The 12,432-nt window shown below is 43.5% G+C and carries 10 protein-coding genes; 6 read left to right on the forward strand and 4 right to left on the reverse strand.

Going from position 1 to position 12,432, the window contains the following annotated elements:
• Window positions 1-2: 2 nt before the first annotated feature.
• Window positions 3-1,637 carry a membrane protein insertase YidC gene (gene yidC, locus CWC03_RS01085; RefSeq protein ID WP_138522625.1) on the forward strand — a complete coding sequence of 545 codons (1,635 nt, stop codon included), beginning with the start codon at window positions 3-5 and terminating at the stop codon, window positions 1,635-1,637.
• 75 nt (window positions 1,638-1,712) lie between these two features.
• Here yidC and CWC03_RS01090 read toward each other — a convergent pair whose 3' ends face one another.
• Window positions 1,713-1,928 (reverse strand): DUF1496 domain-containing protein, encoded by a 216-nt coding sequence (locus tag CWC03_RS01090; protein ID WP_138580234.1) that lies wholly within the window; start codon window positions 1,926-1,928, stop codon window positions 1,713-1,715.
• Between the two features lie 228 nt (window positions 1,929-2,156).
• Here CWC03_RS01090 and CWC03_RS01095 point away from each other — a divergent pair, with 228 nt between their 5' ends.
• The 3 genes from CWC03_RS01095 to CWC03_RS01105 are packed head-to-tail and all read left to right on the forward strand — an operon-like array spanning window position 2,157 to window position 4,041.
• Entirely contained in the window at window positions 2,157-2,828 is a 672-nt protein-coding gene (locus tag CWC03_RS01095) for a cytochrome c biogenesis protein CcdA (RefSeq protein ID WP_138580235.1), read from the forward strand.
• 17 nt (window positions 2,829-2,845) lie between these two features.
• A complete protein-coding gene (locus CWC03_RS01100; RefSeq protein ID WP_138580236.1) occupies window positions 2,846-3,304 on the forward strand; it encodes a TlpA family protein disulfide reductase in 459 nt (152 codons plus the stop codon).
• Window positions 3,304-4,041, forward strand: a complete 738-nt coding sequence (locus tag CWC03_RS01105) for a TlpA family protein disulfide reductase (RefSeq protein ID WP_138580237.1) — start codon at window positions 3,304-3,306, stop codon at window positions 4,039-4,041. The genes CWC03_RS01100 and CWC03_RS01105 overlap by 1 nt, the downstream gene beginning before the upstream one ends.
• A 3-nt stretch (window positions 4,042-4,044) precedes the next feature.
• On the opposite strand, the gene CWC03_RS01110 is transcribed toward CWC03_RS01105, so the two are convergent.
• On the reverse strand, window positions 4,045-6,225 hold the full coding sequence (locus tag CWC03_RS01110; RefSeq protein ID WP_249313913.1) for a winged helix-turn-helix domain-containing protein: 2,181 nt from the start codon (window positions 6,223-6,225) through the stop codon (window positions 4,045-4,047).
• Window positions 6,226-6,436: 211 nt separating this feature from the next.
• On the opposite strand from CWC03_RS01110, the gene mnmE reads away from it, so the two are divergent.
• Complete coding sequence (gene mnmE, locus CWC03_RS01115; protein WP_138580239.1) at window positions 6,437-7,801, forward strand: tRNA uridine-5-carboxymethylaminomethyl(34) synthesis GTPase MnmE; 1,365 nt, start codon at window positions 6,437-6,439, stop codon at window positions 7,799-7,801.
• Window positions 7,802-7,872: 71 nt separating this feature from the next.
• On the opposite strand, the gene CWC03_RS01120 is transcribed toward mnmE, so the two are convergent.
• Together CWC03_RS01120 and CWC03_RS01125 are read right to left on the reverse strand one after the other, a co-directional pair.
• Window positions 7,873-11,460 (reverse strand): hypothetical protein, encoded by a 3,588-nt coding sequence (locus tag CWC03_RS01120; RefSeq protein ID WP_138580240.1) that lies wholly within the window; start codon window positions 11,458-11,460, stop codon window positions 7,873-7,875.
• A gap of 126 nt (window positions 11,461-11,586) precedes the next feature.
• Window positions 11,587-11,892 carry a hypothetical protein gene (locus tag CWC03_RS01125; protein WP_138580241.1) on the reverse strand — a complete coding sequence of 102 codons (306 nt, stop codon included), beginning with the start codon at window positions 11,890-11,892 and terminating at the stop codon, window positions 11,587-11,589.
• A 239-nt stretch (window positions 11,893-12,131) separates the two neighbouring features.
• Between CWC03_RS01125 and CWC03_RS01130 the strand changes: the two genes are divergently transcribed.
• Window positions 12,132-12,287 carry an isocitrate lyase/phosphoenolpyruvate mutase family protein gene (locus CWC03_RS01130; protein WP_249313914.1) on the forward strand — a complete coding sequence of 52 codons (156 nt, stop codon included), beginning with the start codon at window positions 12,132-12,134 and terminating at the stop codon, window positions 12,285-12,287.
• Window positions 12,288-12,432: the final 145 nt, after the last annotated feature.

Genomic DNA, 12,432 nt, shown 5'->3' on the forward strand with positions numbered 1-12,432 from the left:
TTATGGAATCGCAACGCACGTTTTTATTTATTGGTTTGTTGTTGGTTTCGTTCCTATTGTTCCAAGAGTGGACACAAGAACAAAACCAGCCACAAGCTGATACCAGTGCCGTCACACAACAAGTGGCGAACTCAACCCCAACAGAAGAGCAAGCTGATGTGCCAGCATCAAGCCAATCCGATGTCCCAGTTGTAGCAACTCAGGCAACACGTTCTGTCATTAGTATCACTACCGATGTATTTGCGGTAAAAATTGATACCAAAGGCGGTGACATCGTTGAAGCCAACTTACTACAACACGCAGAAACCCATGGCAGCGACACGCCTTTCATGTTACTTGGTGAATTTGAAGGCAAACAGTATGTTTCACAGAGTGGTTTAATTGGTTTAAACGGCCCAGATGCAAACAAAGCTGGTCGCCCAGTGTATGAGTCGGCACAACAGCAATACGAGCTTAATGGCGATACATTACGTGTACCACTGACTTTTACTGATGAGAAAGGCGTACAGTACACAAAGACCTATATATTTAAAGCAGGAAAATATGATGTTGACTTAGAATATCAGGTTAACAACACCACCTCATCACCTGTTCAAGTACAACTGTACACACAAATCAAACGTACACGCCAAGATAAAGGCAGTATGGTTGATCAGACCTATTTAGGCGCAGCCTATGGTACCGCTGAAGAACCTTATGAGAAATACAGCTTCTCTGATATGGCGGATGCAAACCTAAATAAAAATACCCAAGGCGGCTATGTTGCTTTCTTACAGCACTACTTCGTCAGTGCATGGGTGCCTGATCAGCAAACCAATAATACTATCTATACCGCGCTTAGAAATGGTAATGGTATTGTTGGTATGAAGAGCGAGCCAACTAATGTTCAAGCAAACAGTACGGCAACTATCCATGCGGTGTACTACATGGGTCCTAAAGACACAGAAGCGCTTGAGGCAATTCAAGAAGATCTAGATCTCACAGTAGACTATGGCTGGTTATGGTTTATTTCACAACCGCTACTGACACTGCTTAAGTTCCTTTACGGTATTTTAGGTAACTGGGGTCTGGCGATTATTGCTATCACTTTAATTGTGAAAACGGCGCTATACCCACTAACTAAAGCACAATACACCTCAATGGCTAAAATGCGCATGCTACAGCCTAAAATGCAGGCATTAAAAGAGCGTTATGGCGATGACCGCCAGAAGTTCGGCCAAGCGATGATGGAAATGTACCGTAAGGAAAAAGTGAACCCAATGGGCGGCTGTTTCCCACTGTTACTACAAATGCCAATCTTCCTAGCCTTGTTCTACGTATTCCTTGAATCAACAGAACTACGTCATGCTGAGTTTATGTTATGGCTAACAGACCTTTCAGCTATGGATCCGTACTACGTACTACCAGTGCTTTTTGGTGCAAGTATGTTCCTAACACAAAAACTGCAGCCAATGACAGTTACAGACCCAATGCAACAAAAGATGATGACTTACATGCCAGTCGTGTTCTCAATCTTCTTTATTTGGTTCCCATCAGGTCTGGTACTTTACTGGTTGGTTTCAAACCTTATCTCTATCGCTCAGATGCTTATCATCTACCGTGGCATGGAGAAAAAAGGCATGAAAGTACGCGGTTAATGCTCGTACACCTTGAATAAAAAACGCCAGCTTCACAGCTGGCGTTTTTTATTTGCGCATCATATGAAGTTGTCGCTATTGATCAACCCACTGAAGCTCACCATTTGGACCGCCGTCAACACAGACTTTCCATTTGTTATTTTGCTTTTCTACCGCTCCCTTAGAATATGCCTGATCGGCATAATAACAATACTTTGTCGGGTCGTAGTCTGGTTTTACACTCTCACCGCTTAGTGCAGAACCAGATACCGCACATGCTGCAGATACAACCGTTAGTGTTAGTCTATTCATAATATCTCCCTTTACGCATAATTTTAACTTACCTAAACTCGGTAACTTACCTTATCTTATAAACACAGCAAGCAACAAGCACTTTCCCTTTTAAACTCATAGCAATTAAAATATCAAATAAAAGCAAGCACTTGATAAAATTTGATAGCGATTTTATGACGATTTGATAGGTCAAATCTGGGCTATCCTTCATGCTCTTTTGCAGTTAAAAAATGCAAAGAGAAGACGATGCTTGAATCTACGTTACTAAAGGCACTCTCCAGTGCCGAAACTGATTGGTGGTTAGTGCCTATTGCACTCTTAGTAGGTGTACTCACCAGCTTTACGCCCTGCGTATATCCCATACTACCCATAACTGTTGCGACTCTTAGCCAACAACGCCATATTCGCCTTGCCCCAGTCTGGTATGCGCTAGGCTTTGCAGCGGTGTACGCCGCGCTTGGATTTATTGCAGCATTAACCGGTAGCTTCTTTGGCCAGGTAGCAACAAACCCTTGGGTGCTGCTTATTTTTGCCAATCTATTACTCTACTTTGCTGCGGTATCAAAAGGCTTAATCTCGCTGCCACGCTTGCCAAAAGCGATTTCAACAGGCTCGCCAGCACCTCTTCTAATGGGCATGGCCAGCGCTCTTGTTGCGGCTCCCTGTACGTCTCCAATTCTAGGCGGCTTATTGCTCTTCGTTGCTAATGCCCAGCAACCTCTATTAGGAGGCGCACTGCTGTTTAGTTTTGCGCTCGGTATGAGCGCCCTATTACTGCTAGCAGGGCTAAGCACACGCTTTTTACAAAAATTACCAAGATCTGGAGCTTGGCTAAATCACATCACCACAGTAACCGCACTTATCCTAGTCGCGATGGCGCAATATTTTCTTATTCAAGCTGGCAAAAGTTGGCTATAAAACGCAAAGGAACCACCATGAAAAAAATCGTATTTTATTCACTCTTTATGTTATTCAGCACAATGTCTGCAGCAAAGGACTATCCCGTACTTACCGCCAATACGCTTGCAAACAATACCGTAACCAGTCAAGGCAAAGTCACTTACTTGAAGTTTTGGGCAACGTGGTGCTCCTACTGTGTAGAAGAAATGCCATTGCTTGAGCAAAGCTTCCAGCAAGCCAATAACCACTATCAGGTTATCGCCGTCAATATTGGCTTCAATCAGTCGAAAAAAGGCGTGCAAGCTTACCTTGATAAACATAATTATCAGTTTCCAACGGTATTTGATGGTAATGGCAAGATAACTCAGCAGTTTCAAGTGTTAGGCACGCCACAACACATCCTCATTGATGAAAACGGCAAAGAAATCTATCGCAGCGCATTGTTTACAGATGAGCTGCAACAACATCTGAGCACACTTCAAGGAGCAAACTAATGTCATTAATTAAAGCCCTGTTTATATTCGCCGCTGTGTGTCTCAGCTTATTTGTGCGCGCTAACACGCAAGAGTATGTGTTTATTAATATTTGGGACGAGTACGTACAGCCCACAACTCTACCAACGCCACTAGCACCAAGGAGATTGCTACAGCCCGATATTAATATTGATGAGGCAAGCTTAGCGCAATTTAAAACGGCCTACCCAAGCTATTCTGAATTAGCCATTGATAAACAAAACCAGTTGATGCAACGGTTTGCAATAAGGCAAACACCTGTTCGTGTTATCGTTAAAGACGACAAAGTTATCAAACGAGAGTTATTGACGACTAACAGTGCACCAAGCACAGAAAAAGAAACACGGATCCCGTTGCAAACACTCACAGGTACGCCATTTTCGATAGCGACTATAAACAGTCAATACAGAGTGTTATTTTTCAGCGATAGTTTGTGTCCGTTTCAACATATTCCTGCCTGTGAAATGAGAATAAAGCAAAACAATCAACTCGCTGACTCGAGTGCGTATCCGGTCGTTACTCTGATTAAGCCCTTTTATGTGGAAGAACAAAGTGCTCGAGACTACCAACAACGCTTTGAGGTCAAACACGATATTGTGTTCGATCATCACAACGAAGTATTTAGCCAGTTTGAGATTAGAGAGCTACCTTACTGGGTGGTACAAGACAAACACGGTGAAATCGTTTATCGCGGCAATCAGCCACCCAACATAGACTAGGGCCTAATTTATCGTCCATTTACTTTGACAATAGACGCTGTAAGGGGCATCGATAAGCTCAGCAATAAAGTGCTTATCGATGCGGCTTTGCTGGCGTATTTGCAGCAACTGTTGCTGTAATAATTGGCTGTTTTCGAGTCCGGCCAATTTATCTGAAAAGCGTTTTTGCAGCGCTTCTTCATTTAACATATCAGCCGCAACAACACCGTAAAGCAACAAAAGATGTGAATTGGTATGTTGATGTGCAGTAATGATCTCAAGCGCTTGTTGAGGCTCGTTTCTCAAAAGGTGGATATACATTTGCGTATAGAGCGCATAGGTCTCAACCTCTTGTAGCTGTAACGTTTGATAGTCTTGCATTGCTTCAATCGTCAACGGCTCTGCTAATTCGAGCTTGCCCGCTTTGATCCAGGTCCAACCCAGTAACAATTTAACATTGGCACGCGTCACCGAAGAAATATAATCGCTTTCTAACAGCATTTGATATTGCGTAATTGCACTTTGCATTGCATCCGTATCACCCGTTTGCAATGCGATATCCATATGCGCCATGCCAATCAGTAATTGCTGTTGCTCATAGCTTGGAATAAAACGCGGCTCGCCGTTAATGTCTTTTAAATACCGTAGCGCCTTTTCTCCCTGATGTAGCTGAATATAGTAGAATCCTAGGTAAGTGAGTATTTGCTTTTCTAAATATCGATATCCATTTTTCTGAGCTAAAGCGAGGGCTTTTAATAAACTAGGCTCACTTTCAACCACTGGCACTAAGTAATTTTGACCATAAGCAAACAAAGCTTTTATTAGATTCATGGTCTGCTCTGTTTGCTCATAATAGGCAATGGCTTGCGCGAGTACAGGTTTACTCTTCTCTAAGTTCAGTAACGTTTTTTCAGCGGGACCAGCCGCTGGTGGATTGGCAAGATAGAAACTCCGCTGTGCTTCGCTATAGGCAAACGATCGACTACCTATCAAAACATGCGCTGAACTCATCGCTTGCTGATATTCATCCCAGCGTTGTAACACCCAAAAAGCATCTGCTTTGAGTTGATATGCCATCGCAATCAACTCAACTTGCTGGCTTTGCTCAGCAGCATCGAGAGCGAGCTGAGCTTGCTGCAACGCTTGCTGATGTAAGCCTTGTGCCTTGAAAAACTCTCCGTAATAGAGGTGGTAGCGAGCACGAGTCGCGATTGAAGCTGAACTTAGTGAAATCTGTTCGAATCGACGTGTGGCAGAATCAATATCACCGAGCTGCCAACAGATTTGCGCAAGCTCCATCTGACTTTCTAAATGTTCCGGCATTTGTGCCACAGCCGCCTCAAAATATGCCTTTGCCAGTTGAGGTCCCTGTTCATTTAATGCTTGTACACCGCGGTAATAGTCATTCATTGCTAGATTTAAGGATGATTTTTTGGCGGTTTTAGTGTCAACGCCTAGCGCTAACTGCGCAATAACCTCTGTTGCAATTGCTTCAAAGCTCTCATCTAACTGTTCAACAATTATCTCGCTTTGCTTATCTCCATAAGTAACACTGAGTAAAAAACGCTGTTGTATCGGCTTGAGTGAAAGCGTGAGCTTATTAACCGCACTATTCTCTGCAAGCTCAGGATATTGGCTTCGCGGTACTAATTGATAATGAGACTGCAAATGTTGTCTCAATGCTGCTTCAAGCGCATAACCCCACCACGCATTGGCTTGTACACCTGTCTCATTCACCATAGGCACAATGATTAACGAGTCTTGCTCAGCTTGTACACGAGCGACAACGGGTGCTGAACTAGAAACGAGGTAAACACTCGCTGCGACTCCACTTAACGCAACAGCGCCAACGACAAGCATCGCTTTTATTGTTGTAGTGAGTTTGAATGTGGTAAATGTGCGGCTCTCAACAGGACAAATCCACTGATAACCTTGCTGTGGTATGGTTTTAATAAAGGTGGGTTGCTGGGCGTTATCTTTGAGGGCTTGTCTTAGCTCAGTGATACTCTGTGTTAGTGCAGCTTCTCTAAACTCACCGTGTTGCCACAACGTACTGAGCAATGTTTCACGTGTAACAATTTGATTTGGATGAGCTAAAAAATAAGCCAACAGCTGCGCAACTCTCGGCCTCAGTGGCACTTGCTCAGCATCACGATATAAACACGCGATATTTGGATCGAAGCGGTATTGAAGAAAGTGCAGCACAGCGTTAGTTTCCCTTATACAACCTTTGCTAGTAAGAACAGTAAAAACTGTGACCATAATTATACCTGACAAAAGCGCATAACCGTATCATTAAGGTCATCAACCACCCAAAACGCAATGGGCAGACTTAGATATTACCCACCAGCTATACCTGAGATATATCAATTGCTGTACAATTATGGCTATTAACCAGACAGTCTAAAGAGTCATCATGATCGCACAAGACACCATAGCAGCACAGGCTACCGCACCGGGTCGCGGTGGCGTTGGTATTATTCGAGTTTCAGGCAGTAAAGCCCGAGAGGTCGCAGAGCTAATCTTAGGTAAATGCCCAAAAACTCGCTATGCCGAATACCTGCCATTCAATACCCTAGCAGGTGAACAACTAGACCAAGGTATTGCATTGTTCTTCCAAGGGCCGAACTCATTCACCGGTGAAGATGTCCTTGAGTTACAAGGCCATGGTGGCCCTGTGGTACTTGATATGCTGTTAAAGGAAATCAGCAAAATTGAGCAAGTGCGGTTGGCAAAGCCTGGTGAGTTCTCAGAACGTGCTTTTATGAACGACAAGCTAGACTTAACGCAAGCAGAAGCTATCGCAGACTTGATCAACGCCACCAGCGAGCAAGCTGCAAAAAGTGCACTACATTCACTACAAGGTGACTTTTCGAAACATATCAATACTTTGGTTGAGAAAGTAATTCATCTGCGCATGTACGTAGAAGCCGCAATTGACTTCCCCGACGAAGAAATCGACTTTCTTTCCGATGGTAAAGTCTCGGGTGACCTAGAAGCCATTATTCAGCAACTCGCTGAAGTGCGTAAACAAGCCAAGCAAGGCAGCATCATGCGTGAAGGCATGCGGGTGGTGATTGCTGGCCGCCCTAATGCCGGAAAATCTTCACTACTCAATGCCTTAGCAGGCCGTGAAGCCGCGATTGTTACAGACATCGCAGGTACCACACGAGACGTACTACGTGAACATATTCATATTGATGGCATGCCACTTCATATTATCGACACCGCAGGACTTCGTGATAGTCCAGACAAAGTAGAACAGATAGGCATAGAGCGTGCTTGGGAAGAGATCCGCGGCGCCGATCACGTACTATTTATGGTGGATGGCACCGAAACCCACGAAACCGATCCTGCGAAGATCTGGCCTGATTTTATCGAGCAATTACCACAAGGTATGGAAATTACCGTGATCCGCAATAAAGTCGATTTAAGCGGTGAAGCCGTTGGCGCAACAACGAGTGATGGCCATACCCTTATCCGTCTAAGTGCTAAAGATATTCAAGGCATTGATTTATTGAGAGAACACCTAAAAGCCTGTATTGGATTTACTGGTGCAACTGAAGGTGGCTTTATGGCTCGCCGTCGTCACTTAGATGCTCTAGAGCGCGCTGCTGAGCACCTAGAAATAGGTCAAACTCAGCTAGAAATGCATATTGCCGGTGAAATTTTGGCAGAAGAGCTGCGCCTTACCCAGCAATACCTCAATGAGATCACCGGTGAATTCACCTCCGACGACTTGCTAGGCAAAATCTTTAGCTCATTCTGTATTGGTAAATAACCTGAGCTTCGGATAAATAATCCAAATATTTGAGTTGTCATACGCCCGATGTTCGGGCGTATGACTATACACTAACTACAGTAATGGCTTACTGCTTCTTTTACCTTACGAGATTTGTCTTTTTTCAATAGAGCTAGCAATACTTCAGCATCTGCTTCTTGGCTTAATATTTCAGGAAGTTCAGCGCGGCGACCTGCGTGTAGGTAGCTCAAACTCTGTTTAAAACTGCCATATTGGCCACGGGCATGTGCCACAATAAACTCACGACACACGTCAAAATGGCTGCGCTTAATACAAAACAGCATCAGGTGTTCGGATTTAACGCCGATATCAAATAACCAGGCGAGTATAAATGCCATACCGGTCTCGGATGCTTCACCTTCATACTCATCGCTGTTTGATAGATAAGTCTCAAAATCAATTTCATTGTGTGCCAGTTGGTGTAACAACCAAGGTTGCTCCATTTGTGCTTCAATTAATTTAAAGCCGCGATAGTCATGATTGAGAAGCAGACGTACCAGTTTGTTGCGACGCTTAACATCTAGCATCCACACAAATTGACGCAGACTATACATGTGGTATTCATCGGCATCGATACGCATAAACTCGGTGGATATTTGCTCTTTGAACAGCGCAGCCATGGCGTCAAACTCCATTTCGTTATCTAGATAAGCCATCGTTTGTTCAACAATCCCGTTAATACGATTGGACTGCACTTGAAGTTCAGCAACGCGCTTTACAATAGCAGCACGTTCAACCTGCTCTGAGAATACCAATAAGGGTCCCGATGGCAGTTTGTCTTCATACCAAGCAAGCGGCACCTCATGATCGGCCATCACAATCACGTAATTGTCTCCTTGCTGCTGTAACACAGTGCAGGCTTCCCAACTTCGACCATCAACATGACAAGGTTTATCATGTATTGAAAGGCTATCTGCCACAATGGCTTTATGCAGCTTCTTTGGTAACTTTTCACCTTCACCGAAATACAGACAATCCTTACCTGACTCGTGTGCCAACGCATGCTCCCAAGAGTGCAGATTTAATTGCGCAAAAATATCTATCGCGCGGCGCAAATCATGATCAAAATCCACTGCAACTTCAGGATGTTTGAGTGATACATGATGTAAAAACTCAACTTTCGTGCACTCATTAATATACGCAAGCCCCCGCTCCATGGCTTTGGCTTTTTTACGCCCCATGCTGCCAAACATACTGGTATCATCACTGACTATTTCGCTGTAAATCTCTATCCAATTTACGTAACGCCCGAAGTCATAACGTTGATAACTCATTTCATAGGCATTCAGAATACCGCTATCTATTCCAGCTTTACTTAAGTGCTCATAGACATCAATCCCATCGAGTATATTGTTAAACTCTATATCCCAATGATCATCTGAATAAGCACGAAGCACATTGCGTGCAACCCTAACTGGCGCCAATGCAATAATAAATTGCCACAAACGATCTGCTTTATTTTGTAAGGGTAAAGGTAATTGCCGCAACCAAAATGCGGCTAAGGTAAAGCGCTGAAAGTCATCATCATGATCTTTAAAAAGCTGATAACTGGGTTGCTGCTCACTAAATTTGTTTAAGTAAAGATCGCCGCGACAGCACTCATCTCGATACAAGTGTGGCTGTACTAGTGCCAATATACTGACCAAATCATCTTGCGGCGTGTCTGCAGTGAAGTGGTCACAGATCCGCGCTATTTGTTCCTCAGATAACCCTAGATTTTCAGGGTTATAATGGTCTGACTTTTTATGACATTTTTGAATTATGTGCTGGGCAGCGAGTTGCCAAATATGATTGTCGTTAAGATAAGTTACCAGTGCCTCTGTAATATCGTCGCCAATACGCTGATTGTAATCACAATGAAGGTGATAGCTGGCCAGTGTCATTAAGCCCATATCCGATTGTGGCCACTGCTCTGGATGGCACAGCGCACGGGATGAGCGAAAATGCTCATCAACCAACTTAAGATGCTTGCGGCACAGTAATTCATCTTGGTTGGTGAAGTGATGAAATATCGATTGGATGTTTTTGGCTTTGGCACTTTCTGCTGCGCTCTTGATATCAGACACGGAGAGTTGAGTATAACGCTGATAATAGGCTTCTCTAGAAAGTAGCGCCTCATCACCTTCGGTAAGTGATGCCATCATATATTTACTAAACTCACGTTTGCCAAGAGCATGGTAAAATACGTCAATCACGCGCAAGTATTGCTGAGCGCGAGCTTGTAGTAAGCTCGTTTCTGTATCTTTGCGTACCGTAAGCGTCAGCACCATGCCATTTGGTTGTGTATATTCAACTTCTTCACTGAAGTGATCAGTCAGTAAATCGCCCCGTACAAGACTGAGCACCGACTCCAATTCGTCGGCTATACCTTGGTTATTGCGCTCGAAACTACTCAATTGATCAATAAGATGCTCAGCCATGTCACTGGCATGCAGTTTCGCTAATTCAAGTACATCAACTTCACAGAGTGTTTCTAACACGGTGTGTGGCTCACCACTTTCAATATAGCGCCACAATGATTCACCTTGGGGCATAGCTAGCACTAAGGGCTTCAATAAATTGCTACCATAGTTAAGTTCATATTTTCTCTCGTCTCTTGCGAGATAGGCGCGATATTTTGCACGCGCAGTAATGGCACTCTGTGCTATTTTAACGAGCGGCCCTACAACCTGTGATTGGACTTTTTGCTGTAAATCATACGCTTCATTTTCGAGCGTGCTGCCAAAAAATGGCATTGCCATAAAGCTATCTTTGGCTTCTTCATCGTCATAAAAACAAGTATGAGGGAATAGTGATTGGTAGAGAGACACGACGGGTTGATAAGTACTTAAGTCTTCTTCTTCATCCTCATCGCACATAGTATCGACATGCTCAAGTAATACAGGCTCTGCTTGGAAACGTGCAACGACTAATGCTTTAAATTGTTCGTAGTGCTCGGGGTGCTGGCATAAATATTCCCCCAATGGCTGGTAGCTACAATCGTCACTATATCGATCATTTTGGAACATACCAGATCTAAAGTTATCGTTGTCACACCATATAAATGCTTTGATTATTTCTTTGTGCCAGCCATGCTCATGAAGCAACGAACTTAAATAGCTTTCGTAACCGCAGGCATGCTCATCATCCCAGTAAGGCACAAAAAACTGTGCAAGCAAGAAGGTGTACCGTATATCCGTCTTTGCAAGCATATATAATGCTTCTACGCCAAATACCCGCATATCATCAAGCCACATTTCATCTGTGTCGTTTTGGCGTCGACTATAAGCAACGATGGCTTGGGCGGTTTCTACAACAACCTCTTTAATTTCAGGATATTGCAGAGCTGCTGCAAACAGAATGACTTCAGAAATATAAGTTTCAGTATCATCATCTATAGGATGGTTATAGTGGTGCGATCCGCCTTCTTGGCCTAAGTTTAACGCAGACTGCAGCAAATTAAGGTTGTTGCCGCTATCTTGTGGTTGTAGGCGGCGTTTACCGTCTTTTCCCAGTTGCTTAAACTCAACATCAAATTGACTATCGCTAAAAGCCCTATCCTCATCTAATAAAGCTTTATATTGTGTTAATGCTAGTTTGATTTGTTGCGGGTCTTGAATATCCAGCGTGATAATCTGGTTTTTATCGAATTGATTCATATCGTTATTTCTAATTGAATTTAACGTATAGCCGCACTAATCGGACTATAGAGTAGAAAAATAATGAAGCACAGCTCTGTAAACTGCGGTAATTTCAAGTAAATATTAAAAATCAGCGGGTGTCGATTACGAGCTAGTATCGTCAGCTTGCAGCTCTTTTAATCTATCGATATCTATTTGGCAGTCCTGCTTTGCCTTTTTCTGTTGATCGGGTGTCATATCATTCCAATGAATATAACCACCGTGCGCGTGTGGTGCATTGTATAAATAGTTAGCGAATTTCTTGTTGCCACTACCTGAGACTAACCCTCTTACAGAGCCCTGTTTATCAGCAGCCCACAGTGCAACACGTTTAAATTCTAGTTCTCCAGAAGCGCTAATACGAAATGAATACCAATCTTCAGCGGCACTAATGTGCAGTTCCTTATCCATGCTTTACCTTTTATAGTTCCTTAATATTAACACTATTATTTCGAATCCATATAACTAGGTCAACATCAAACTGATCGTTAAGTTTTTGATAAATATTAATAAAAAGTAAAAAATTGCACACTTATAATAAGGTTCTGAGCGATAACCGCAAATCTACTCAATCACGTTAAGTGCTAGATCTGGCCAGTCCAACATCCGTACACTGCGTATCCTAAGCGCTTCAACTTAGGAGAAATAACATGGCTCTATCTACAACTTTCAAGGCACTACACCAACAATCAGCCCCGCTTTTTCTAGCTAACTGCTGGGATCCATCATCAGCGCTTATCATAGAGCAGGCTGGTGGTCAGGCCGTTGCGACAACAAGCTGGGGTATGTCTAATCATCAGGGCTAGAAACCTGAGCTTCGGATAATTAATGCCTTTCTAGCAGCCAGTTTTAGCGCTACCTGCGTTGAATTCACTTCCAATAGCCAGCTATTGGTGCGTAAATTCGCCTTGCCTACAAGGATGTAGGTACCTGGGCGGTAGCAGGACGCGA

The sequence above is a fragment of the Pseudoalteromonas sp. S2755 genome (genome assembly GCF_005886535.1).
GTDB lineage: Bacteria > Pseudomonadota > Gammaproteobacteria > Enterobacterales > Alteromonadaceae > Pseudoalteromonas.

Excerpts from the sequence above, each read along its gene's own strand:
- CWC03_RS01100 (WP_138580236.1), top strand. The coding sequence starts at position 2,846 with ATGAAAAAAATCGTATTTTATTCACTCTTTATGTTATTCAGCACAATG.
- CWC03_RS01105 (WP_138580237.1), top strand. The coding sequence starts at position 3,304 with ATGTCATTAATTAAAGCCCTGTTTATATTCGCCGCTGTGTGTCTCAGC.
- mnmE (WP_138580239.1), top strand. The coding sequence starts at position 6,437 with ATGATCGCACAAGACACCATAGCAGCACAGGCTACCGCACCGGGTCGC.
- CWC03_RS01130 (WP_249313914.1), top strand. The coding sequence starts at position 12,132 with ATGGCTCTATCTACAACTTTCAAGGCACTACACCAACAATCAGCCCCG.
- CWC03_RS01120 (WP_138580240.1), bottom strand. The coding sequence starts at position 11,460 with ATGAATCAATTCGATAAAAACCAGATTATCACGCTGGATATTCAAGAC.
- CWC03_RS01095 (WP_138580235.1), top strand. The coding sequence starts at position 2,157 with ATGCTTGAATCTACGTTACTAAAGGCACTCTCCAGTGCCGAAACTGAT.
- CWC03_RS01090 (WP_138580234.1), bottom strand. The coding sequence starts at position 1,928 with ATGAATAGACTAACACTAACGGTTGTATCTGCAGCATGTGCGGTATCT.
- yidC (WP_138522625.1), top strand. The coding sequence starts at position 3 with ATGGAATCGCAACGCACGTTTTTATTTATTGGTTTGTTGTTGGTTTCG.
- CWC03_RS01125 (WP_138580241.1), bottom strand. The coding sequence starts at position 11,892 with ATGGATAAGGAACTGCACATTAGTGCCGCTGAAGATTGGTATTCATTT.